This is a genomic window from Endozoicomonas sp. ALB032, assembly GCF_049310125.1.
Taxonomy (GTDB): Bacteria; Pseudomonadota; Gammaproteobacteria; order Pseudomonadales; family Endozoicomonadaceae; genus Endozoicomonas_A.
Genome location: NZ_JBLYNW010000001.1, coordinates 428,201 through 450,323, shown reverse-complemented (window position 1 = coordinate 450,323; position 22,123 = coordinate 428,201). Strand labels below are relative to the sequence as shown.

Sequence of the window (22,123 nt, the reverse complement as noted above, 5' to 3'; positions counted from 1 at the left end):
TAACTCAAATGGAATAACGCGGAAGAGCTTTATAGCACCTCTCCCGCTTATCGGGCTTAGTGATTAGCCTGACGGAGTGAGTCGATAACCCTCAGAGCTCCAGCCACTATCAATTGATCAGTCTCCTGCTTGTTGATGTAGGAGTATGTCAGCCCCAAATTCTCAAGGAACTCTCTGAACAAGGCATTGACAAAATTAATCTCGATGATTTCGGCGTACTCCCCAAGAAAGTAGACATTGGGCGGATTGGATTTTCCCTTTTCTGCCGCTTTGGCAATCATGTTTGCAGCGCGTTTCTTTATCTGTCTCAGAGTGGGTATCATGTTGTCTTTCATTTGAGCAACATACCACATTTTGAGAGCTGTTGGCGCTTTTGCATCCTGCAGTCTGAGCATCAGGATTTTGTAGCCCAGCTCATTATTTCTCTTGCGTTGCGAATAGCGGTCAAAGAACTCAGTGTCTGACGCCTCTGGATCAATTTGTTGTTTCAGATACTGGCGGCTTAGTATCAGTCGCTGTTCTATCAGACAGGCCTTTAAATCGGCGTCGCAGGCAGATAATTCTGAATCCATCTCCCGGTACTGTTGGAGAGAGATAGATTCTTCTGATTGTGCCAGTTTCTCTTTCCATTGTGTCTGCTTTGCCTTACATGCCGTATAAGTGTCTTCGCAAAATGTTGTTTCGGCATTGGCAAAAAACTCGTCACTGGCGAAGGCCCCGATACTGTGAACGCTGCCACTTGGAAGGGGCAGTTTGGCAGCGATCATTGGCATGCTAAGGGTTTTAGCGGCACGCTCTATGTCATCCCTGTACAGCATTTTCATATCAACGGTTTTTAACTCGCCCTGTTCCATAGAACACAACACATCGTGGGTGGTTTTAAAAACGAACAGCTCATCTTCTGCGTTCATCAGTTTCATAGCTTCCCCGATCAATGCGGTATGGTGGGTAGTCCTGATGTCTGTCAGAGCTATTCCGCTACTCCGAAAGGTTTCCTTAATGGCTTTTTCTGCATGTTCCTGAACGACGATAACATCCTGTGGGTCATAGAAGACCTGCAGTAAATCTCCTTCTTTGGACGTGGCGGCATCAAAGCCAGCCACAGCATAGAGGAGCGAAGCGGGTGTTTTTGCAGGGTCTATCCCCTTTTGGGCCAATACCGGCTTCTGCTGTGCAAGCATTTCCCGAGCCATTTTTCTGGCCACAGCCACAGCGTTTCTAGAGGGGTCATAATTACCGCTCTCCATGTCGCTGCGGGTTCGTTTGAAAGCAATGTTTCCATCATGGTCCAGATACGCAGCGTCGATGCTCATGTCCCGCTTGATCGAGACCAGAATTCTGGGTTTGTCATTGTCCAGACGCTGAACCAGATACATTTCGGCACGGGAATCCAGGCTCCAGAGTACATAGACCAGCTCTTCCTGAGCCTGGAGGATGGCACTGAAGCTTATGGATAACACGGCCACGAACAAAATAGTCACTTTCCTGATAATCATGAGTTACTCCTTATAAAATTGTTAAAGACTCGAAGATTGGACAGGAGTTTCAGGCTTTTAGTTCCGCTGTTGTCGACATTCTTGTTTTATGGTTTTAAGTCTTAAGTCGGGCAGGTTCGTGGTACAATGGCTTCCTTTCGCCGTAAGAATACTGAAAAGGCAGGCTTGTGGCGTCAGCTTGAGCGATGTGAATCGCTTACACCTGTTTCACCCAAAGTGAATAATTCAATGTCCGAATATACAAGTGTCGAAGAGCGCGTAAGTGGATGACTGTGCAGAATTCGTTTCAGCCGGTAGCCAGTTTTCCGACGGCCTGATAGCACTCATCATCACTGTTTTCCATTTCCCAAATATCCAGAGCATTTTGCATTCCGAGCCATACATCTACAGAGGTACCCAGAGCAATAGCCAGGCGCTTAGCCATATCCTTGCTGCATGGTATTCGTTCGTTCACGAAAGCGGATAAATGCTTTCTGGAAACATTCAGAACTTTTGCCGCTTCAGTGACCGAAAGATTCAAAGGCTCAAGCACATCCATTTTTACAATCTGTCCGGGATGGGTCGGCTTTCTGCTTCTGATTCTCTTGGACATAATTTCTTCCTCAGTGGTACTGCTCATAATCAACTCTGATTGCATCCTGCCCTTCAAACTCAAAGGTGATGCACCAAGGCCCGTTTACATGGACCAAGCGATTAAGACTCAGATTATGGGCTTTGGACAGGGAAAGAAAACTAACTCAAATGGAATAACGCGGAAGAGCTTTATAGCACCTCTCCCGCTTATCGGGCTTAGTGATTAGCCTGACGGAGTGAGTCGATAATCCTCAGAGCTCCAGCCACTATCAATTGATCAGTCTCCTGCTTGTTGATGTAGGAGTATGTCAGCCCCAAATTCTCAAGGAACTCTCTGAACAAGGCATTGACAAAATTAATCTCGATGATTTCGGCGTACTCCCCAAGAAAGTAGACATTGGGCGGATTGGATTTTCCCTTTTCTGCCGCTTTGGTAATCATGCTTGTAGCAAGTTTCTCTATCTGACTCAGAGTGGGTATCATGTTGTCTTTCATTTGATCAACGTACCACATTTTGAGAGCTGTTGGCGCTTCTGCATCCTGCAGTCTGAGCATCAGGATTTTGTAGCCCAGCTCATTATTTCTCTTGCGTTGCGAATAGCGGTCAAAGAACTCAGTGTCTGACGCCTCTGGATCAATGTGTAGTTTTAGATACTTGTGGCCTAGCAGCAGATCCACTTCTCCCAGACAGGTCTCTACATCGGCGTCGCAGGCAGATAATTCTGAATCCATCTCCTGATACTGTTGGGGAGAGATAGGTTCTTCCGATTGTGCCAGTTTCTCTTTCCATTGTGCCAGTTTCTCTTTCCATTGTGTCTGCTTTGCCTTACATGCCGTTAGAGTGTCTTTGCAAGATGTTATTGTTGTTTCGGTATTGGCAAAAAGCTCGTCACTGGCGAAGGCCCCGATGCTGTGAACGCTGCCACTGGGAACGGGTTTGGGAATCATCATTGGCATGCCAGGGGTTTCAGCGGCACGCTCCAAGTCATCACTGTACAGCATTTTCATATCGAGGGCTTCTAACTCGCCCTGCTCCATAGAACAGACCACATCGTAGGTGGTTTTAAAAACGAACAGCTCATCTTCTGCGTTCATCAGTTTCATAGCTTCCCCGATCAATGCGGTATGGTAGGTAGTCCTGATGTCTGTCAGAGCTATTCCGCTACTCTGAAAGGTTTCCTTAATGGCTTTTTCTGCATGTTCCTGAACGACGATAGCATCCTGTGGGTCATAGAAGATGTGTCGTAGATCTCCTTCTTTGGCCGTAGCGGCATCAAAGCCAGCCACTGCATAGAGGAACGAAATGGGTGTTTTTGCAGGGTCTATCCCCTTTTGGGCCAATACCGGCTTCTGCTCTGCAAGCATTTCCCGGGCCATTTTTCTGGCCACAGCCACAGCGTTTCGGGAGGGGTCATAATCCCCCCTCATCATGTCGGTGCGGCTTCGTTTGTAAGCAATGTTCCCAACATGGTCCAGATACGCATCGTCGATGTACATGTCCCGCTTGATCGAGACCAGAACTCTGGGTTTTTCATTGTCCAGACGCTGAACCAGATACATTTCGGCACGGGAATCCAGGCTCCAGAGTACATAGACCAGCTCTTCCTGAGCCTGGAGGATGGCACTGAAGCTTATGGATAACACGGCCACGAACAAAATAAGCATTTTCCTGATAATCATGAGTTACTCCTTATAAAATTGTTAAAGACTGAAGATTTGACAGGAGTTTCAGGCTTTTAGTTCCGCTGTTGTCGACATTCTTGTTTTATGGTTTTAAGTCTGAAGTCGGGCAGGTTCGTGGTACAATGGCTTCCTTTCGCCGTAAGAATACTGAAAAGGCAGGCTTGTGGCGTCAGCTTGAGCGATGTGAATCGCTTACACCTGTTTCACCCAAAGTGAATAATTCAATGTCCGAATATACAAGTGTCGAAGAGCGCGTAAGCTATGGTATTGGCCGTCAAATGGGCGACCAGCTGGCTAGCAATCCTGTTGAAGGTCTGTCCATCGATGCCGTTCTGGCCGGTCTGGCTGACTCCCTGAATGGGGCTCCAAGTGCCGTTGAGCATTCTGCTCTGCAGGAAGCGTTCAATGAAATGCATCAGCGCATCCAGGCCAGGGAAGCCGAGAAAGCCAAGGAGCTGTCTGCTGAGGGTGAAAAGTTCCTGGCTGAAAATGCCAAGCGTGAGGAGGTTACTGTTACTGAATCAGGCCTGCAGTACGAAGTGCTGGTAGCCGGTGATGAGAATGGCGAAAAGCCGGGACCCAACTCCACTGTTCGCACTCACTACCATGGTACTTTGCTCAACGGTTCTGTGTTTGACAGTTCTGTTGATCGAGGTGAGCCTATCGAATTCCCCGTTAACGGCGTTATTGCAGGCTGGACAGAAGCCCTGCAGCTGATGACCGTCGGCTCCAAATGGAAACTGTTTATTCCATACAATCTGGCTTACGGTGCCCAGGGTGCAGGTGGTGCTATTGGCCCTTATGCAACTCTGGTCTTCGAAGTTGAGCTGCTGGCTGTCTCCTGACAACAGCTCTGGACTGGCAGCGTCCTGCTCCCAGTCCTGTTTTGCCAATATTCTGGAAGCATCAGCCCACCAGCGACTTACCGGTCATCTCTTCAGGTTGCTCGAGACCCATCAGGTCCAGCAGGGTAGGGGCAATGTCAGATAAAATACCGTCTTTCAAGTCAATGGCTTTGGGTCCAAAGTAAACGAGAGGGACCAGCTCGCAGGTGTGGGCTGTGTGAGCCTGACCGGTTTTAGGGTTAACCATCTGCTCAGCGTTACCGTGGTCGGCGGTAATCAGACACTGACCACCGGTTTCATCCAGCGCGGCAATAACTCTGCCAATGGCTTGATCGACGGCTTCCACGGCTTTCACAGCGGCATCAAAAACGCCGGTATGACCCACCATGTCGCAGTTAGCGTAATTGCAGACAATCAGGTCATGCTTGCCGCTCTTGATTTCAGCGACCAGTTTTTCAGTCACTTCCGGAGCGCTCATTTCAGGCTTGAGGTCGTAGGTGGCTACTTTGGGTGAAGCAACCAGAACTCTTTCTTCTCCTTTGTAAGGCTCTTCCCTGCCGCCACTGAAGAAGAAGGTGACGTGGGCATATTTTTCAGTCTCGGCAATACGCAGCTGTGTTTTACCCAGCTTTTCTATGTATTCACCCAAAGTATTAGGGAGTTCTGACGGTGGGTAGGCACAGATCGTATCGATGTTGGCAGCATACTGAGTCAGCATCACGAATCCGGCCATTGCGGGCTGTTTGGAGCGTGGGAAACCGTCAAAATCTTTTTCTACAAAGGCGCGGGTGATTTCACGGGCCCTGTCGGCACGGAAGTTCATGAACAGAACCGCATCACCGTCATTGATGGTGGCCGGGCTTTCACCAAGGGTGGTAGCTTTTACAAATTCGTCGTTCTCATCACGCTCATAAGCCGCATGCAGTCCTTCTACAGCAGTTTTGGCAGAAAAGTCTGCTTTGCCCAGAGTCATCAGGTCATAGGCTTCCCGGACTCGTTCCCAGCGGTTATCACGATCCATTGCGTAATAGCGACCGATCAGGCTGGCCACTCTGCCAATACCTTTTTCCTTCAGGAGAGCGTCGGCTTTTGCCAGAGAAGCTTCGGCGCTGCGTGGTGGTGTATCGCGGCCATCCAGAAATGCGTGAACATAGACTTCTTTGGCGCCTCGTTTGGCAGCCAGTTCCACCATGGCGTTGATATGATCTTCGTGACTGTGAACACCGCCAGGAGATAACAGTCCCATGATGTGAACCGCTTTTCCTGCTGAGACAGCTTTGTCGATAGTGTCTGTGAATGCTTTATTCTCGAAGAAGTCACCGTCCTTAATGGACTTTGTGATACGGGTAAAGTCCTGGTAAACCACCCGACCGGCACCGAGGTTCATGTGGCCGACTTCGCTGTTACCCATCTGACCATCGGGCAGGCCCACATCCATACCGGAGCCTGAGACAAAACTGAAAGGATGCTCCTTCTGGAGTCGGTCCATGACCGGTGTATTGGCAGCCAGGATAGCGTTGGAATCAGGTTCTTTTCGGTAACCATAACCATCGAGGATGATCAGGGCGGTGGTTTTGCGCTTGTCAGTCATGGATCAAACCTTGGGCATAAAGGCCAAAATGGTGGTCAAAATAGTGTCTTTGAAATACTGCTTTTGCGAACATTGCAGCTATTCTCAGAAACCGGGTTGAGCAGCATTTTTGGCTCAGGACTGTTTTGAGAGGTGAAGGCCATGAATTCTACCTGCTTTACGGCTGGTTTCCAGAGACAGATAGATAGAAATTCACAATTTGCAGAATAGAACAATTGTTTTCGCCAAAGCCTGATTTTCTCTGCTTTCAGAGGGGTATACATAACCTGTTATGCTGACATTTACTAGCGAGCACTTTTAGTTCACACAGTCGTAACTCTATTTAGCAGCCTGTATACTTGTCGCCTCAAGGAAAATAATTACGAAAACTGGCGCGGTTCTCTCCTTAAATAGAGAGACAGTAAGCTGTTTTCCCCTCGTTAAGGCATATTAGTACTGGTTCGGTATGGAACAGATTATTGAATTTATAGGCAACCACCCTCTGCTGGTGGGTTCTCTGGTGGCTTTGGTGTGTGCACTGCTCTTTACCGAGATGCGTAAGGGCGGACAGAGCGTCGGTTCTCAGGAAGTGACTCAGCTGATTAACCACCAGGGGGCTATAGTACTTGACGTCAGGGAAAAAACCGACTTTAGCAAAGGTCATATCGTTGATGCCGTGAGCATGCCCTATGGCAAAGTGGCTGAGCGTATCGGCGAGCTGAACAAACACAAAGACAAGCCGATTGTTATCGTCGATGCCATGGGGCAGCATGCTGGTACCGTTGGCAAGCAATTGAAAGACGCCGGGTTTGAGCAGGTTGTCCGACTGAAAGGTGGTATTGGCACCTGGACGGCCGATAGTCTCCCTCTGGTTAAGAAGTAGATTAACAGAGAATGATTCACTCCCGGATAGACGAGTGAATCATTGTCAGCAACAATGGAAAACAGATGGCTCAGGTTACCCTTTATATTTCTGCTTATTGCCCCTTTTGCCATCAGGCGCTCAGGCTGCTGGACAGCAAAGGGGTCAGCTACCAGACTATCAGCGTCGACGGTAAGCCCGATGTCCGTCAGGAAATGACACGCAAGGCAGGTGCGCGCACAGTTCCCCAGATATGGATCGGAGACACCCACGTGGGGGGTTGTGATGACCTGTATGCTCTGGAATCTGCTGGCAGACTGGACGACTTGCTGAAGTAAAATGGACTCGTATCCTGAAGCTTCATGGGATCGAGCCCGTTTTTGAAAGTAGCTGGTTACCAGACTTGATACTGGTATTTTTATCCCCACTAATAAGTGGGAAGCGAATTTAGAACCGATGTTTTTAAGGAAAAGATAATGGCTGAGAATCAGCAGCAAGATCAGGCGCAGTTTGCGCTGCAGCGTATTTACGTAAAGGACCTGTCCTTTGAATCGCCAAAGTCTCCGGAAATGTTTCAGGCGCAGTGGCAGCCAGAAGTTAAGCTGGACCTGAACACCACTAACCGTCTGCTGCACGATGACATGTATGAAGTCGTACTGTCTCTGACCATTACTGTCCAGAACGGCACTGAAGAAGAGAAAGAAACGGCTTTCCTGGCTGAAGTTCAGCAGGCGGGAGTTTTCCTCATCAAAGGATTGGGTGATGAGGAATTGCACCGCACTCTGGGTGCTTTCTGCCCGAACATTCTGTTTCCATACGCACGTGAAGCCATTGATAACCTGGTTCTGCGTGGCAGCTTCCCTCCGCTGATGCTGGCACCTGTCAATTTTGACGCCCTCTACCTGCAGGCGCGTGAACAGCAGGAAGCTACCGTTAACTGACGGACTGATAGCTTATAAATAGATAGCTCATAAATAGATAGCTCATAAATAGAGTGTGCCAGGCGTTGACCGGCACACTCTTCTCTCACTCACCCCCAATAAATTCCAGCTGCTTCCAGGCCTCGTAAACCATAACGGCCACAGTATTGGATAAGTTCAGGCTTCTGCTTTCAGGCAACATCGGTAAACGCAGTACCTGATCCTTTGGCAGGCTATTCAAAATATCGGCTGGCAGGCCTCTGGTTTCCGGGCCGAACATCAAGGCATCTCCGGGTTCAAAGGCATGTTTCGAGTAGCGGGTGGTACCTTTGGTGCTCAAAGCCAGAACTCTTTTGGGTTTCACTGTTTGAAGAAAGTCCTGATAGTGATCATGAATCTGCAAATTGGCGTACTCATGGTAATCCAGCCCGGCCCTTTTCAGACGCTGATCATCAAGATCAAAACCCAAAGGCCTGATCAGATGCAGGCGAAAACCTGTATTGGCACAGAGTCGGATGATATTCCCTGTATTGGGAGGAATTTCTGGCTGGTAGAGAACGATATCAAGCATGCTCGCGGGAACTGATTCAGTACATCGAGGTGGAATTATAAGGCTTTTAGCTTGGATTGTGAGTGAATCTATACCCATCACTACATCTTTAAAGGCGATGGATACAGAAACGGTTGTTAACCTTTCAGACAGAAGCCTGAGCCAGACCTGAGATCAGAACCATGGTTAACAGGAGAGCAACAATGTTACAGCTGCGTCCGACGCTACATTGTTTTTCATCGCAGCGGCATTGGTCGTAAGGTGACAGATTCATCTTCAGAAGCCTCTTTAAATTTCCTGAGGGTTTGCTGATACACGCTTCGAATACTGCTCTGCCTTGGAAGCTACACAATTAATATTAGTAAAGCTTGTCAGGGCCGAAAGAAAATTTCTTGCCCCAATAAATCTGTCGGGATAATACTATTTTTTCAGGGGTTTTTCAGGATTATCTTGATGGCTGTTGCTTTTCTGGCGTGTTCGATGAAATGTATGCTCAATCCATCTCACCTCACCCCGGAGGAAGTGCGGACTTAGGTTTCATCTTTCGAAGCGTAATATTCAGCAACCTTTTCATGGGTAGCAGTCAGTGCCTGAAGAGTGCCGCTCCACATCAGATTGGAGACACCTCCCATGGCCGTTGCATAAGCTAACTGGGCAACAAAAACCTTAGGGTTTTTAGCGGCAGTAGCAGCCAGTTGTCTGAAAATTTCCTGATGGGTTTTGCCCAGTATCCGGCCATTGGCGTGGGTTTTGAGAATATTATTGATAAAACCCACTGTTGCACCCACACCAAACTGTGTTGCCCTCATTTCAAAATCACCAAGCTTCCCTTCATCCCGTCGTTTTACCTGCTGCCTGTCCATTGAATCCATCGAAAACATCAGCAGAGCGGAAAGGCAATTGCTTGTAACTCCTCGAAAATGCGATGTTAGCGTTCTTTTGAAGCCTCGTTGCAGAATAGTTTTAGATTCCTGAGCTTTTTTTACATTGCGATCTCTCATCTGCTGTTTAATTTGCATCGCTGCAAAAGGCTGGCTGGCTACTGTCATTAGTGTGGCAGTAGTGCCGTTGACTGCAAAATTAGCTTTACCCTGGGTGCCTTCAGGCAGCTCCATTGTAGAAGACACGCCATAAAGCAATTGCGCAGATATTGTTCGAACCGTATCGGCAATCGCGTAACGAGTAACAGTGCGGGCAATGGCTGGAGCCCAGCCGGCCGTAGATAAAGCCGCTGTCAACTTAGGCAGCTGACCGGTTTGCTGTGACTGAACCAGTGGCCTGAGTAAGGAGGAAGTCGCAGGTGTGTTCAATACAGCAGGAAGCAGCATATTGTTTTTAGCAAACTTACTTACGTACAAAGGTAAAGGAGCACCCTTCAACAGGCTTTCAGGAGCCAGCTCTGTTTTTCGGCTTACAAGAGATGTTTCACTGCCTGTTTCTGCGTTACTGGCGTCAGGAAGGTACTTTGACGATTCAATGTCAGCAGAGGGCTTGTTTTCAGGTGAGACAGTACTCAGGCCCGGTTGTTGCTGTGTGGTGGTTAGTGGATCCATTATCGACTCCCTTTAAATAAATCATATTCATTCTGAGTTCCTCGCTGGGAAAAAGTTCATTTTATAGTGTGTTTGTGCTCATCTTCCTCACTTACCGCGAAGGACAATCTCAAGTCCGACAGGCTGCCAGCTGCTTGGTAGCAGAAATCAGATCACCGTAAGCTCGTTTGGCGTCTTGTGCGTTCAACCCAACGAAAGAATAGAAAGCTGAATCGCCAGAATGTAGTAATATGTGTTAATTATTAACACAAATGGTGCGGAGCTATGGCAAGAACAACATCGGTAACATTAGGCCAGCATTACGAAGACTTCATCAATGATCTTATAGAAAAGGGTCGTTTTCAGTCTGTTAGTGAGGCGGTTAGGGCAGCGCTCAGGGTCTTTGAAAAAGAAGAGCAAGAATATGAAGCCAGGTTACAGGTTCTGAAGGACAAAATAGAAGCCGGTCGTAACAGCCCGATTGTAAAAGACTTTGATATGGATCGTTTGCTTGATGAATTAAACGGGAGGCGTGATGTCGGGTAGTTACACTGTTCGCCAGAGAGCAAAAGACGATGTAATGAGCATCTGGTTTTATACAGTGGAGCGCTGGGGGACTGAACAGGCCAACAGGTATCTGCGTAAAATCAGGGACAAGTTTGAATAGCTGGCTGAGAACCCCAGAGCGGGCACACAGAGAAAAGACGTAGACCCTGAACTGTATGCTACACCGGTAGGGATGCACATCGTTCTTTACGATATTGTTAATAACCAGCCTGACATTGTGGCGGTTATTCACCAGTCTGCAGACATAAAACGCAAACTGCGGGAATAAGAATAAATATTTAACAAAACGACTGCGGGTGTTTTTTTGCTTTAACAACTAACATTCAAAAGTCGGCTTCATACAGTTTTTTTATGCCCGAAAAAAGGTGAGTCATGGAAGACATTGCTCACATTCTCAATCTCTCAGGTGGCAAGGATTCAACTGCACTGGCGTCACTGGCAAAGGAACGACTGTAAGCAGGAGCGATTAGTAACGTTCAGCTGTTTTTGCGGATACAGGCAACGAGCATCAGGACACTTACGATTAAGTTGACGACCTGAAAACAAATCTTTATCTAAAAAAATCTGCTCAAAGTTTAAAATATAAATTTATATTGATGAATCCGCTTGCATTTGTGCGGGAAGTACCTGTTTTCAAAATCTTTGAATATGAGGTGTTGACATGGATCAATATATCTCCAATAGATGTTTTTGTGAGCAATTATTTATGTTAGCCTTATCGGAAAATACGTACATTAGTCAGCCTTGGGCTAACTAAAGCGTGTAGAGAAAATAAGAAGTATCGGTTTCAGGTAAAGTCAGTCATAAGAATAATAAAAAGACAGTGGTTGTTTAGTTCTTTTTGTCATTCTCCATGTCTGCCTTGATGTTCCGAAAGAAGCCTGAAAAGTGGCTTCGAGATCAGGTGTCGGAAAACACCTGAAGCTTTGAAGAAAAATAGACAACGGACTAGTTCTAGATATTGGAGAAAGTGATGGAATTTAAAAAAGTAGCTGTGGCTTTAGCACTGTCTGCAGGGCTGGCCTCTTTTGGGCTTCAGGCTGCAACCAATCCCGGGAGTCCAAGTGACACTACCTCTTCTGGTGATTTTGATATAACTCTATACAACAGTACCCAGATTCAGATATACGGCCTTGATGATGTTGAGATCGTAGATACTGGAACTGCAGATGCTACTGGTACTACGCCAGTTTGTGTGGCTGCTAATGTCGATAATTTCAATATTTCAATGAGTTCTACAAGCGCGTTTAATCTTACCAATGCTGGTGGAGCTTCTAATATTCCCTACACACTGACTTTGCAAGATAGTGGTGGAACAGCAATTGCTGACGGCGTTTGGGGCGTAGGTCAAAACTCTAATGGCGAGCAAAGTTCAACTGATTTGGCAAGAACAACTGGTAATTTCGCTGATGTGGCTTCAGGATGTTCTGGCTCTTATAGCATTCTTGTAACTCCTGACTACACTGGTGCTGCTGATGGTTTATATGCCGATACAGTTACTGTAGAAGTAGCTCCAATTTAATCTCAAATAAGCCAGCGAAGTTGTCTCCGGTATCTTCGCTGGCTCTCCAAAAAAAATAAAAAACAGCCGTGAGTAATAGCCCTGAGCCAACCCACGGTAGAAGAATCAGAGCAGTAACAAAAAGGACTTTCCCGGGTCATGACTAGGCGGAAATGCATTGACATTCTATGTATTGCATTGCCCATGGTTTTTATTTTTTCGAAAGCTGTGGCCAGTCAGCCGCTTTTCCTTGCCCAGAATAAAGTCCCCGAAGGTTTTGAGACGCTCAGCGAGCCCCAGCAGTCGCTGATGGATATCTATTATGGCAACCGCTATCTAACTTCCCAGCTGGCCACCTTTCAACCCGGTAAAATTACCCTTTCCAATGTTAATGAAGTGGTTCGCCTGATTGGTTCGGTGAATGATCCTGCTTTTTTGACGACAGCTTTATCGGGCGAGTTGAATACCCATGCCGAGGCGATCTGTCCGCCCAATGTCACGAAGGATTGTGGTGTTCTTAATCCTCCCATTGCCGGTGTGATTTTTGATGAGTCCCGCTTTCGGGTCGATGTGTTTGTTAATCCCCGCTTTCTGTTAACCCGGGCTGCAGATGTCAGAAAATATTTGCCGCCATCCGATGCAGGCTTTGCCATGATGCAGAACTTTTCGGCAGCGGCCACGGGTAACACTGAAGACGCTAATGGCAATGACTACACTCTGAATGGTCTGACACTGTTGTCTTATTATGAAAACAGTGTGCTGTGGAGCTGGGACTATTCAAAGTCACAGCAGTTCTCGGTCAATCAGCTATATGGTCAGAGGGAGTATGAAGGTTTTGAATACAATCTTGGCTTGCTCTCAAGTCAGGGGTTTGGCCTGAATTTCACGTCCGACCAGCCTCTTGTGGGAGCCCGCTTTCAGAGTTCTGATAATACCCGGAACGACACCGATTTCAGCGGTGGTATGCCGGTTGAAATCTTTATGCCCCTCAGAGGCAGGGTTGAAATCAGAAAAGATGGACGACTGATTGCCTCTTATTTCCACGAAGCGGGTCTTCAGGCTCTGGATACCACTAATTTTCCCAGTGGTGCCTACGATATAGAAATCAGTATTCTGGATGAACAGGGTAACCTGCAGTCTCAGGAAACCCGTTTCTTTTCAAAACAGTACCAAATACCCCCTGAAGGTGAATGGCAGCTCTTTGCCGAAACAGGGCGTGTGATGACATCGGTTTTCGATGGCGCCCTGCCTCAAAGTACCGAGCAGTGGCTGACCCGGGCCGGTGTGAGTCGGAGAATTTTTGATACTATGGCAGGTACTCTCTCTGCTGCCGCTACTCTGGACACTGCATTGCTTGAGCTGGGTCTGTTTAACCTGGGGTATCGTTATGAGTTATCACCGTCGGTGATGGTAGCAGATAACGGCAGCTATGGTATGACCCTGACTGGCAGAACCTGGTTGGGCGACGTCTCTCTCAACGGCAGTTATCGCCGACTCTGGAGAGATGACAGTGAAGAGGAAAACACGGATCGCCCGGCACTGATCGGTGATGCTTTTGAGCAAAGCAGTTTTTCTGTTTCTGCACCCCTCTGGAGAGGTAACGCCAATTACCGATTCAGCAGCAACAGAAATAATAGCGACGGTAGAACAGAAACCCACGGAGTGAGTTACACCGCTAACGTTTTCAGAACACTGGATTACGACACCAGTGCGACCTTCAGTTTGAGTGAATCAGAAGGTAACACGGTAGCTCTGTTCAGTTTTGAGTGGCGATTCCGTCAGGACCGTTGGAATTTCCGGGTTAACCCCCGGGCTGAGGTTCAGGACAATAACGGTGTTAGAGACAGAACAGAAAAAATGAGGCTGTCAGCCTCCTGGGACGACGGTGATCTTTTTGATGGCCAGTTGACTTCCAGTGTCTCCGCAGAAGCGGGCAGCGGCGAACGCAGACTCGATGGTACTTTGCAGTATGGTAACCGGTTTGGCAGAGCGGCATTGTCGGTAAACCACAGTTCAACAGAAGCTAACCGGATTACTAACTATAACGGCAGTTTCAGTACCAGCTTCCTGACCGATGGCAATGTTGTTGCCATGGGGGGAGAGCAAAGAGCTGAAAGTGCTCTGGTGGTCAATCTGGAAGGTCGTGAAGGCGACGTTTTTGATGTGAGAATTGATGGCCAGAGAAGAGGTTATGCCGTGGCGGGCAGACCGTCGGTGATCACACTGTCGCCTTTTGAACAATATACCGTTACCCTGTCGCCTTCAGGAGATACCCTTTACAGTTTTGATGAGCGGGAGCGCCGTTTTACCCTGTATCCCGGAAACGTGGTGACACTGGACTATGAAGCTATCCCCCTGCAACTGCTCTTTGGTCGTCTGTTAATGAATGGTGAACCTCTGGACAGAGCCCGGATAACCGGAGGGCTTTATCCTTCCAGCTCAGACGACATTGGCATGTTCCAGATAGAAGCTCGCTCAGATATTAACGAATTGAGGATTGAGCTGGAGAATGGTTGGCAATGTTCCGTACCTGTTGAACCGGATGATGAACAATACATATTGAGAATGGGAACTCTGGATCTTTCCGAGTCTGATTGTGTTCCCGAGCTGGAAGGTCAGCTGGCCATCGGTAAACGCGATGATTCCTGAGCGGGATTTTCAGAAAAAAATAGATAACAGGATAATGGGATCCTGCAGTGTTCAGCTGCATTGATTACAAGAAGGTCTGTCGTATAAAGGCCCGGGATTGAAGACATTGAAGTATTTTATCAAGGTGTTTTTTGCGGTACTGATATTCTTTTCATCAGGGTCACAGGCGTTCTTTGATTTCTCAGGTTTTGTCGCTGACCCGCTCAACGTGTCCTCGGGCAGTGCAAACCCCACCTATAACTTCACGGTTTCCTTCAGTGCATTTTGTAATTCGGGCTGTGTAGGTCAGGATTATCGGTTGGCTCTCTCTGATTCTGATCCCGGCAGCCAGAGCCCTTCGAGTAATGTTCCTGATAGTTATCAGGCGGATGAGTTGTCAGAGTTTTTGATCAGTGCTCAATATAGTCAGCTGGAAAATCAGGGGAGTTTAGTACCCGGTCAGTGGACACATTCCGATAGCTCATCCTCATTTTTTCAGACTACTACCAATGGCACAGTGATGGGTTCGTTTACTTTTACATTCAACCAGAATCGGCTGCAACAACTTGAAGCTGGCACATACAACTTCCGTTTTTATATTGCTGGCGAAGACATGTTCGATACACGCCATCTGGACAGTATTCTGGTAACTATTCCGATCGTTGTACCTGAGTTCGTGCAAATATCAGGTCTGGAAGATGTTGCCCTGGATGTTAATGATCTTTCTGGTAATAACCTGACAGCTCAATTTGGTGTCTGCGTATTCAGTAACACAGGTGGCGTTTCTGTAGACTTCGATAGCAGCAGTAATCCGGGCGGTAACTTTATGCTGAGTAAACAGGGACAATGTGTGAACCCTTCGGATTGTGTTGATTATCGTATCAGGGTCCGGACGCCCGGCCAGTTTCGGCGGACTTATAGCCGTCAGGGGCAAAGACCTAACAGGATCTGGAATGCCAGTAATCAGCAGGATTGCGGTGGTCAGGATAACATGACGTTGCAGGTCAGGATCATGCAGAGTGCTCTTAATAATATCGATTCTGGTGTATACAGCGATACCATGACGGTTACAGTAAGGGCACGATAAAAATAACTATGGATGTTGTTTTCTTATGATATATGTCAGATGGATACTTTCGCTAATTACACTGACATTGGCTAATACGGCTGCAGGCTTTTTCGTTTTTGGTCAGCAGCAATATACTGCGACACCTGTTATTTGGACCGGTGGCGATGTTGATATCGATCTGCCTATTCAGTTGCGATCGTGTAATGGTATCGGTACTGGGTCAAGCTTTCTCCGCTGTGGCTGGTTTCGACAAGCTGAAGATTACACTATTGAAGCGACTGATTTTGATTTCATTGCTTCAGGGAGTGTCCCTTCTATAGAAATGTCCCGGGTGATCTTTGAGCAGGGGAGCAATTCATTGTTGCTAAAAGATGGCAGCAATGTTCCCGATACGGGTTCGACATTTTTAGATCCGGGGACTTGGAGGCAGGTAGATGGGAACGTATCGGTTACGGTGAATGCTATCGAGTTACAGGGTCGTCAACCCGGAAATTATCAGGCTGTAATAAAGCTCACAGGCATGGAGAACGGTGGTTTTATACCTTATACCGATAACAGCGATCTCATCTTTGATCTGAACATTCCTGACCGCATCCAGATCAGCGGCCTGAGCGACCTGGCGCTCACTGACCAGAGTCTTCAGGGTGATATAGATTTTTGTGTTTACACTCAAAGTGGATCTGACTTCACTGTCCGGGCTACCGGGCTGAATAATGATTTTCTTTTATCGGGTCAGGTGGGTTATCAGTTAAGAGTAGGGCAAGGAGGCTCTATGGAAACTCTGGTGCCGGGAGTGGATGGGCAGCCCTGGAACGGTTCCACTCAGCAGTATTGTGGCGGCGGCTCCAATATGGATCTTGAGGTTACAGTACCTCCATCGGAAATATCCGGACTTCAGCCCGGCGTTTATAAAGATACGGTAACGGTGACAGTGTCGGTTCAATAAGTTAAAACGTCTTTCTTTGCTGCCATTGAACAAACCTTACGTGACTTCGGTGTCGTTGCCGGGGGATTTTCAATGTCTAGCTCTTTCGCGGTCAGAGTCGTTTGATATCATCAATATTATAACAATGACGTTTTTTGTACTGGCCTCAGCATAGCTTTCTTTGGCAATACAACACTTCCCAATGATTGAGGTAAACGACTTAGTTTAAGTCATGTCCGAATCTTTTGAGCCCACCTGTGTTTTTATTTGTTTGCTACACTGTCGCAATCAAAGCTTGAAAAGAGGCACTGAGGTCGGGGTGCCACAAAGTACTTGAAGCGCAGAAACAAGACAGATCACGAACTGGCTAGATAAAGGAGAAGGTAATGGAGTTAAAGAAGTAGCTATGATTGTCGCTTTCTCTGCAGGACTGGTCTCATCGGGGCTTCAGGCGGCTGTAAACCCAGCGGGGCCCGCTGCAGACTCATCTACCGGCAACTTCGAGATCGTCTATAGAAGGAAGGTTCAAATACAACTCTTTGGTCTGGAAGACGTTGTTTTTGATAAATCCTCTGCTTCTATGGGTGATCTCAAAGGTTCAACCCCTTCTTGTGTTGATTCTAACATTGAACGTTACGAAGTCAGTCTGGATAGCAGGAATGATTTCAAATTGACTGCAAGGCGTGGTCCAAGATCAAACGAGATCCCTTATTCACTAACTTATTCTCAGAAAAAGGGTGCAAAAGATCAGGTTTGGGGGCAAGGCAATCTGGGGCCAGGTGTTGCAGCAGGTGATTTTGCAAGAGATGGTCCTATTGATAGTAAGACTTGCGACCCCGCTCTGGACTCTAAAATTACTGTGGATATTAAAGAAGCTGATTACACCGGTAAACCTGAAGGCGTGTATTCAGACACAGTTACAGTGGTGGTTTCATCTATATAATCCCTATTAGCCAACGAAGTTAACTCCGCTATCTTTGCTAACGGGGGAAAAATATAAAAGTGGCTTTAAGTAAGACCCCTGAGCCAACCCACTGCATAGATTTCCAACGTCATTTGTCGTTCTGGCCTGAGCAGAATAGTTCCTTGCGAAATATCAGATTGGCGAATGATTAAAATAAACGACAAAGGTTAATTCATGGTCGGCATTTTTTGAGCCCATCTGCGTTTCTATATCTCTGCTACAATGTCCAAGGTCGATCCTGAAAGGGGGTTTCGAAGTCTGAGTGTCGCGAAGAGCACCTGTAGCATAGAAGGAAAACAGGATACGTACTAGGTTAGATTAAGGAGGAAGAGATGAAGTTAAAGAAGTTGTCACAGCCGTTGTGCTATCTTCAGGGCTGGCCTTTCCCGAGATCAAGGCAGCTGAAAACCCAACAGGGCCTACCGCAGACTCGTCAACCGGCAAATTCGACATCGTTCTTAGAAATAATGTTCAAATGCAGCTCTTTGGTTTGGAGGACGTAACTTTCAATGCCGCCTCTGGCGGTGATCTCAAAGGTTCTACTCCTTCTTGCGTTAATTCAAACGTTGAGCGATACCAAGTCAGCTTGGAAAGCAGCAATGATTTCGCATTGATGGCAGGATCGGGTACGACAACGGGCAATATCCCTTATTTGTTAACCTATTCTCAGGAGCTGGGTGCAAAAGATCAGGTCTGGGGGGCTGGCCACTTGGGGTCAGGTGCTACTGCGGGAGATTTTCAAAGAGATGGCCCTATACTTACTGATCTCATTTGCAGTGTTGTAGACTCTAAAATTACTGTGGACATTAAAGAAGTGAATTACACCGGTAAACCTGAAGGCGTTTATACAGACACAGTTACAGTGGTGGTTTCATCAATCTAGTCACAAATTGTCGCGAATTGGCCTCGATATCTTCACTGGCTTTCCAGATAATATTTAAAGCGGCTGTGGTTAAAGTCCTGTGCCGACACGCATTAGGATTGCTGCGGTCTGTTGTTGTTCTGGCTCGAGCAGAATTGCACATTGCGAAAAAACACATTAGCCGAAGATGAAGATTAAGTTAAACGACAGACTTAAGTGATATTGGCACCTGTTGAGCACGTGTTCTTCTGTATGTCTGCTATACTTTCCACCTGATTAGAGTTTGGGCTGAGGCTCGAATGTCTGAGGTGTCATAAAACTCCCTAAACATAGAAGCAAAACAGTTTACAAACTGATTAGGTAAAGGAGAAATAGATGAAATTAAAGAAGTAATTGTGGCTGCTGTTCTATCAATAGGATTGGCCACTTATGGGCTTCATGCGGCTGAAAACCCAACAGGACCCACAGCAGACTCGTCTACCGGCAAGTTTGACATCATTCTCAGAAACGATGTTTTAATAAAGCTTTTTGGTTTGGAAGACGTAACTTTCAATACCGTTTCTGCCACTACCGGTGATCTCACCGGTTTCACTCCCTCTTGTGTTGATTCAAACGTTGAAAAATACGAAGTCAGTCTGACGAGCAGCAATTCCTTCGCATTATCGCCGGGGTCGGGTGCAGCAATAGGTAATATCCCTTACACTTTGACCTATTCTCAGAAAAGGGGTGCGGCAGATCAGGTCTGGGGAGAAGGCCACTTGGCGTCAGGTGTTGCGGCGGGTGAATTTGCAAGAGATGGCATCATTGGTGGTGACACTTGTGACGCGGCTCTGGACTCTAAAATTACTGTAGACATTAAAGAAGCGGATTATAAAGGTAAAAGTGTAGGTGTTTATTCAGATACAGTGACAGTGACAGTTTCATCTATCTAATTCCCAGATACCCAGCGGAGTTGACTCGGGTATTTTCGCTGGCTTTCCAAAATATATAAGTCGCTGTGAGTAAGCGTCCTGCGCGAACCCCATGGTATAGATTTTCATTTTCTTAAGCACCAGAGCATCAACAAAAGGATTGTTCCGGGCCATGATAAGGTGGAAATGCATTGACATTTTGTGTATTGCATTGCCCATGGTTTTTATCTGCTCGAAAGCTATGGCCAGTCAGACGTTATTTCTTGCCCAGAATAAAGTCCCAGCGGGTTTTGAGACGCTGAGTGAGCCCCAGAATTCAGTAGTAGATATCTATTATGGTAAGCGCTATTTAACTTCCCAGCTGGCCACCTTCCAACCCGGTAAAATTGCCCTATCTAATGTTAATGAAGTGGTTCGTCTGATCGGTTCGGTGAATGATCCTGCTTTTTTGGCTTCGGCTTTATCGGGCGAGCTCAATACCCATACTGAGGCAATCTGTCCGCCCAATGTCACCAGGGATTGTGGTGTTCTTAATCCTCCCGTTGCCGGTGTGATTTTTGATGAATCCCGCTTCCGGGTCGATGTTTTTGTGAATCCCCGCTTCCTGTTAACTCGAGGTGCGGATGTCAGAAAATACCTGCCGCCTTCCGACTCTGGTTTTGCCATGATGCAAAACTTTGCAGCAGTAGCCACCGGTACATCTGATGACGTTAATAGCAGTGACTACACTTTATATGGTCTGACGCTGTTGTCCTATTACGAAAACAATGTTCTGTGGAGTTGGGACTATTCAAAGTCTCAAGACTTCTCGGTCAATCAGCTTTACGGCCAGAGGGACTTTGAAGGCCTTGAATACGATTTTGGCTTGCTTTCGAGTCAGGGGTTTGGCTTAAATTTCACGTCCGATCAGCGCCTTGTCGGAGCTCGCTTTCAAAGTTCTGATAACACCAGAGACGATACCGATTTTAGTGGTGGCATGCCCGTTGAAATCTTTATGCCGACGAGGGGTAGGGTTGAAGTCAGAAAAGATGGACGACTGATTGCATCTTATTTCCTTGAAGCCGGTCTTCAAGCTCTTAATACTACCACTTTTCCGTCGGGTGCCTATGATATAGACATTCGGATTCTGGATGAGCAGGGCAACCTTGAGTCTCAGGAAACCCGTTTCTTTGCTAAGCAGTTTCAACTGCCCCCTGAAGGTGAATGGCTGCTTTTTGCTGAGACGGGACGTGTAATGACATCCGTTTTTGATGGGGTATTTCCTGATAGTACCCAGCAGTGGTTGACCCGGGCCGGTGTCAGTCGAAGAATTCTTGATACTGTGGCGGTTACTCTCTCTGGCGCTGCTACCTTAGACACTTCATTGCTTGAGCTGGGTCTGTTTCATCTGGGCTATCGTTATCAGTTATCACCTTCGGTGATGCTGGCGGATAACGGAAGCTATGGTATGACACTGATTGGACAGGCCTGGCTGGGCAACGTCTCCCTGTATGGCAACTATCGTCGACTCTGGAGAGATGATAATGAAGTGGACAATGCTGATCGCCCAGCACTGATTGGTGATGCTTTTGAGCAAAGCAGTTTTTCTGTTTCTGTACCCCTCTGGAGAGGTAGCGCCAATTATCGATTCAGCAGCAACAGAAATAATAACAGTGACAGAACGGAAACCCACGGAATAAGTTACACCGCCACTGTTTTCAGAACGCTGGATTGCGATACAAACGTTACTTTCAGTTTTAGTGAGTCGCAAGGCAACTCCGTAGCTCTGTTGAGTTTGGAGTGGCGATTGCGTCAGGATCGATGGACTTTCCGGGTTAACCCCCGGGCTGAAGTTCAAAACACTGACGGCACAGAAGACAGAACAGAAAAATTGAGGCTTTCAACAACCTGGGATGATGGTGATCTTTATGATGGTCAACTGATTTCCACTGTCACCGCAGAAGCCGGCAGCGGTGAACGCAGACTCGATGGTGTTTTGCAATACGGCAACCGGTTTGGCAAAGCCGCATTGACAGTTAACCATAGCTCAACAGAGGATAACCAGGTTACTAATTATAACGGCAGTTTCAGTACCAGCTTCCTGACCGATGGCAATGTTGTGGCTATGGGAGGAGAGCAGTTGGCAGAGAGTGCTCTGGTGGTCAATCTGGAAGGTCGTGAAGGCGACGTGTTTGATGTAACCATTGATGGTCATAAAAGGGGTTATGCCGTAGCGGACAGACCTTCGGTGATCCCGCTGGCGCCTTTTGAGCAATATACCGTTACCCTGTCGCCTTCAGGGGATACCCTTTACAGCTTTGATGAGCGTGAGCGCCGGGTCACCCTGTATCCCGGAAATGTCGTGACACTCGACTATAAGGCTATCCCCCTGAAACTGCTCTTTGGTCGCTTGTTAATGAAGGGTGAGCCTCTGGACAGAGCCCGGATTATCGGAGGACTTTATCCCTCCAGCACTGACGATATTGGCATGTTCCAGATAGAAGCCCGTTCAGATATTCATGAGTTGAGGGTTGAACTGGAGAATGGTTTGCAATGCACAGTGCCCGTTGAAACGGATGATAAGCAATACATACTAAGAATGGGAACCGTGGATCTTTCCGAGTATGACTGCGTTCCCAAGCTGTCAGGCAGTTGACCAATGGCGAACAGGACAGCGGCTGAGCAT

The 22,123-nt window shown here is 47.3% G+C and carries 22 protein-coding genes; 15 read left to right on the top strand and 7 right to left on the bottom strand.

The window, feature by feature from the left end; all coding sequences use genetic code 11:
• Nucleotides 1-56 precede the first annotated feature (56 nt).
• The 3 genes from ACO6VG_RS01705 to ACO6VG_RS01695 all read right to left on the bottom strand — a co-directional run bounded on the left by ACO6VG_RS01705 (nucleotide 57) and on the right by ACO6VG_RS01695 (nucleotide 3,749).
• The gene (locus tag ACO6VG_RS01705) at nucleotides 57-1,496 is read right to left on the bottom strand and encodes a hypothetical protein (RefSeq protein WP_422472345.1); all 1,440 of its coding nucleotides are present in this window, start codon (nucleotides 1,494-1,496) and stop codon (nucleotides 57-59) included.
• Nucleotides 1,497-1,782: 286 nt separating this feature from the next.
• Complete coding sequence (locus ACO6VG_RS01700; protein ID WP_422410935.1) at nucleotides 1,783-2,088, bottom strand: HigA family addiction module antitoxin; 306 nt, start codon at nucleotides 2,086-2,088, stop codon at nucleotides 1,783-1,785.
• A gap of 197 nt (nucleotides 2,089-2,285) precedes the next feature.
• Complete coding sequence (locus tag ACO6VG_RS01695; protein ID WP_422472343.1) at nucleotides 2,286-3,749, bottom strand: hypothetical protein; 1,464 nt, start codon at nucleotides 3,747-3,749, stop codon at nucleotides 2,286-2,288.
• A gap of 227 nt (nucleotides 3,750-3,976) precedes the next feature.
• Here ACO6VG_RS01695 and ACO6VG_RS01690 point away from each other — a divergent pair, with 227 nt between their 5' ends.
• Nucleotides 3,977-4,597 (top strand): FKBP-type peptidyl-prolyl cis-trans isomerase, encoded by a 621-nt coding sequence (locus ACO6VG_RS01690; protein ID WP_422135319.1) that lies wholly within the window; start codon nucleotides 3,977-3,979, stop codon nucleotides 4,595-4,597.
• A gap of 61 nt (nucleotides 4,598-4,658) precedes the next feature.
• Here ACO6VG_RS01690 and gpmM read toward each other — a convergent pair whose 3' ends face one another.
• Entirely contained in the window at nucleotides 4,659-6,188 is a 1,530-nt protein-coding gene (gene gpmM / locus ACO6VG_RS01685) for a 2,3-bisphosphoglycerate-independent phosphoglycerate mutase (protein ID WP_422135318.1), read from the bottom strand.
• Between the two features lie 445 nt (nucleotides 6,189-6,633).
• Here gpmM and ACO6VG_RS01680 point away from each other — a divergent pair, with 445 nt between their 5' ends.
• The 3 genes from ACO6VG_RS01680 to secB all read left to right on the top strand — a co-directional run bounded on the left by ACO6VG_RS01680 (nucleotide 6,634) and on the right by secB (nucleotide 7,970).
• Nucleotides 6,634-7,050, top strand: a complete 417-nt coding sequence (locus ACO6VG_RS01680) for a rhodanese-like domain-containing protein (RefSeq protein WP_422135317.1) — start codon at nucleotides 6,634-6,636, stop codon at nucleotides 7,048-7,050.
• Nucleotides 7,051-7,115: 65 nt separating this feature from the next.
• Nucleotides 7,116-7,367, top strand: coding sequence for a glutaredoxin 3 (gene grxC / locus ACO6VG_RS01675; protein WP_422135316.1), 252 nt, complete (start codon nucleotides 7,116-7,118; stop codon nucleotides 7,365-7,367).
• A gap of 138 nt (nucleotides 7,368-7,505) precedes the next feature.
• Nucleotides 7,506-7,970, top strand: coding sequence for a protein-export chaperone SecB (gene secB, locus ACO6VG_RS01670; RefSeq protein ID WP_422135315.1), 465 nt, complete (start codon nucleotides 7,506-7,508; stop codon nucleotides 7,968-7,970).
• Nucleotides 7,971-8,055: 85 nt separating this feature from the next.
• Here secB and trmL read toward each other — a convergent pair whose 3' ends face one another.
• Entirely contained in the window at nucleotides 8,056-8,520 is a 465-nt protein-coding gene (trmL, locus tag ACO6VG_RS01665; protein WP_422135314.1) for a tRNA (uridine(34)/cytosine(34)/5-carboxymethylaminomethyluridine(34)-2'-O)-methyltransferase TrmL, read from the bottom strand.
• A 509-nt stretch (nucleotides 8,521-9,029) separates the two neighbouring features.
• Nucleotides 9,030-10,052: a hypothetical protein gene (locus ACO6VG_RS01660; protein ID WP_422135313.1), complete on the bottom strand. Its 1,023-nt coding sequence runs from the start codon at nucleotides 10,050-10,052 to the stop codon at nucleotides 9,030-9,032.
• A 264-nt stretch (nucleotides 10,053-10,316) separates the two neighbouring features.
• Here ACO6VG_RS01660 and ACO6VG_RS01655 point away from each other — a divergent pair, with 264 nt between their 5' ends.
• The 10 genes from ACO6VG_RS01655 (at nucleotide 10,317) to ACO6VG_RS01610 (ending at nucleotide 19,479) form a co-directional block, all read left to right on the top strand.
• Nucleotides 10,317-10,577 (top strand): type II toxin-antitoxin system ParD family antitoxin, encoded by a 261-nt coding sequence (locus ACO6VG_RS01655; RefSeq protein ID WP_422135312.1) that lies wholly within the window; start codon nucleotides 10,317-10,319, stop codon nucleotides 10,575-10,577.
• Nucleotides 10,567-10,698 (top strand): type II toxin-antitoxin system RelE/ParE family toxin, encoded by a 132-nt coding sequence (locus ACO6VG_RS01650; RefSeq protein ID WP_422135311.1) that lies wholly within the window; start codon nucleotides 10,567-10,569, stop codon nucleotides 10,696-10,698. Before ACO6VG_RS01655 ends, ACO6VG_RS01650 begins: the two co-directional genes overlap by 11 nt.
• Nucleotides 10,699-10,866, top strand: coding sequence for a type II toxin-antitoxin system RelE/ParE family toxin (locus tag ACO6VG_RS01645; protein WP_422137039.1), 168 nt, complete (start codon nucleotides 10,699-10,701; stop codon nucleotides 10,864-10,866). It abuts the gene before it with no gap.
• Nucleotides 10,867-11,571: 705 nt separating this feature from the next.
• Complete coding sequence (locus ACO6VG_RS01640; RefSeq protein ID WP_422135310.1) at nucleotides 11,572-12,120, top strand: hypothetical protein; 549 nt, start codon at nucleotides 11,572-11,574, stop codon at nucleotides 12,118-12,120.
• A 288-nt stretch (nucleotides 12,121-12,408) separates the two neighbouring features.
• Nucleotides 12,409-14,748, top strand: a complete 2,340-nt coding sequence (locus ACO6VG_RS01635) for a TcfC E-set like domain-containing protein (protein ID WP_422135309.1) — start codon at nucleotides 12,409-12,411, stop codon at nucleotides 14,746-14,748.
• Between the two features lie 106 nt (nucleotides 14,749-14,854).
• The gene (locus tag ACO6VG_RS01630) at nucleotides 14,855-15,814 is read left to right on the top strand and encodes a hypothetical protein (RefSeq protein WP_422135308.1); all 960 of its coding nucleotides are present in this window, start codon (nucleotides 14,855-14,857) and stop codon (nucleotides 15,812-15,814) included.
• Between the two features lie 25 nt (nucleotides 15,815-15,839).
• Nucleotides 15,840-16,742, top strand: a complete 903-nt coding sequence (locus ACO6VG_RS01625; RefSeq protein ID WP_422135307.1) for a hypothetical protein — start codon at nucleotides 15,840-15,842, stop codon at nucleotides 16,740-16,742.
• Nucleotides 16,743-17,127: 385 nt separating this feature from the next.
• Entirely contained in the window at nucleotides 17,128-17,664 is a 537-nt protein-coding gene (locus tag ACO6VG_RS01620) for a hypothetical protein (protein WP_422135306.1), read from the top strand.
• A 496-nt stretch (nucleotides 17,665-18,160) separates the two neighbouring features.
• Nucleotides 18,161-18,568: a hypothetical protein gene (locus ACO6VG_RS01615; RefSeq protein WP_422135305.1), complete on the top strand. Its 408-nt coding sequence runs from the start codon at nucleotides 18,161-18,163 to the stop codon at nucleotides 18,566-18,568.
• A gap of 374 nt (nucleotides 18,569-18,942) precedes the next feature.
• The gene (locus ACO6VG_RS01610) at nucleotides 18,943-19,479 is read left to right on the top strand and encodes a hypothetical protein (protein WP_422135304.1); all 537 of its coding nucleotides are present in this window, start codon (nucleotides 18,943-18,945) and stop codon (nucleotides 19,477-19,479) included.
• On the opposite strand, the gene ACO6VG_RS01605 is transcribed toward ACO6VG_RS01610, so the two are convergent.
• The gene (locus tag ACO6VG_RS01605) at nucleotides 19,468-19,677 is read right to left on the bottom strand and encodes a hypothetical protein (RefSeq protein WP_422135303.1); all 210 of its coding nucleotides are present in this window, start codon (nucleotides 19,675-19,677) and stop codon (nucleotides 19,468-19,470) included. The two genes, ACO6VG_RS01610 and ACO6VG_RS01605, sit on opposite strands and share 12 nt — an antisense overlap.
• Here ACO6VG_RS01605 and ACO6VG_RS01600 point away from each other — a divergent pair.
• On the top strand, nucleotides 19,676-22,093 hold the full coding sequence (locus tag ACO6VG_RS01600) for a TcfC E-set like domain-containing protein (RefSeq protein ID WP_422135302.1): 2,418 nt from the start codon (nucleotides 19,676-19,678) through the stop codon (nucleotides 22,091-22,093). The two genes, ACO6VG_RS01605 and ACO6VG_RS01600, sit on opposite strands and share 2 nt — an antisense overlap.
• Nucleotides 22,094-22,123: the final 30 nt, after the last annotated feature.

What these genes read in the sequence shown, in the direction of transcription:
- secB (WP_422135315.1), top strand. Translation starts at nt 7,506, where the DNA reads ATGGCTGAGAATCAGCAGCAAGATCAGGCGCAGTTTGCGCTGCAGCGT.
- ACO6VG_RS01625 (WP_422135307.1), top strand. Translation starts at nt 15,840, where the DNA reads ATGATATATGTCAGATGGATACTTTCGCTAATTACACTGACATTGGCT.
- ACO6VG_RS01600 (WP_422135302.1), top strand. Translation starts at nt 19,676, where the DNA reads ATGGTTTTTATCTGCTCGAAAGCTATGGCCAGTCAGACGTTATTTCTT.
- ACO6VG_RS01700 (WP_422410935.1), bottom strand. Translation starts at nt 2,088, where the DNA reads ATGTCCAAGAGAATCAGAAGCAGAAAGCCGACCCATCCCGGACAGATT.
- ACO6VG_RS01635 (WP_422135309.1), top strand. Translation starts at nt 12,409, where the DNA reads ATGGATATCTATTATGGCAACCGCTATCTAACTTCCCAGCTGGCCACC.
- grxC (WP_422135316.1), top strand. Translation starts at nt 7,116, where the DNA reads ATGGCTCAGGTTACCCTTTATATTTCTGCTTATTGCCCCTTTTGCCAT.
- gpmM (WP_422135318.1), bottom strand. Translation starts at nt 6,188, where the DNA reads ATGACTGACAAGCGCAAAACCACCGCCCTGATCATCCTCGATGGTTAT.
- ACO6VG_RS01640 (WP_422135310.1), top strand. Translation starts at nt 11,572, where the DNA reads ATGGAATTTAAAAAAGTAGCTGTGGCTTTAGCACTGTCTGCAGGGCTG.
- ACO6VG_RS01695 (WP_422472343.1), bottom strand. Translation starts at nt 3,749, where the DNA reads ATGATTATCAGGAAAATGCTTATTTTGTTCGTGGCCGTGTTATCCATA.
- ACO6VG_RS01690 (WP_422135319.1), top strand. Translation starts at nt 3,977, where the DNA reads ATGTCCGAATATACAAGTGTCGAAGAGCGCGTAAGCTATGGTATTGGC.
- ACO6VG_RS01615 (WP_422135305.1), top strand. Translation starts at nt 18,161, where the DNA reads ATGCAGCTCTTTGGTTTGGAGGACGTAACTTTCAATGCCGCCTCTGGC.
- ACO6VG_RS01605 (WP_422135303.1), bottom strand. Translation starts at nt 19,677, where the DNA reads ATGGGCAATGCAATACACAAAATGTCAATGCATTTCCACCTTATCATG.
- ACO6VG_RS01705 (WP_422472345.1), bottom strand. Translation starts at nt 1,496, where the DNA reads ATGATTATCAGGAAAGTGACTATTTTGTTCGTGGCCGTGTTATCCATA.
- ACO6VG_RS01650 (WP_422135311.1), top strand. Translation starts at nt 10,567, where the DNA reads ATGTCGGGTAGTTACACTGTTCGCCAGAGAGCAAAAGACGATGTAATG.
- ACO6VG_RS01620 (WP_422135306.1), top strand. Translation starts at nt 17,128, where the DNA reads ATGATTGTCGCTTTCTCTGCAGGACTGGTCTCATCGGGGCTTCAGGCG.
- ACO6VG_RS01680 (WP_422135317.1), top strand. Translation starts at nt 6,634, where the DNA reads ATGGAACAGATTATTGAATTTATAGGCAACCACCCTCTGCTGGTGGGT.
- ACO6VG_RS01660 (WP_422135313.1), bottom strand. Translation starts at nt 10,052, where the DNA reads ATGGATCCACTAACCACCACACAGCAACAACCGGGCCTGAGTACTGTC.
- ACO6VG_RS01655 (WP_422135312.1), top strand. Translation starts at nt 10,317, where the DNA reads ATGGCAAGAACAACATCGGTAACATTAGGCCAGCATTACGAAGACTTC.
- trmL (WP_422135314.1), bottom strand. Translation starts at nt 8,520, where the DNA reads ATGCTTGATATCGTTCTCTACCAGCCAGAAATTCCTCCCAATACAGGG.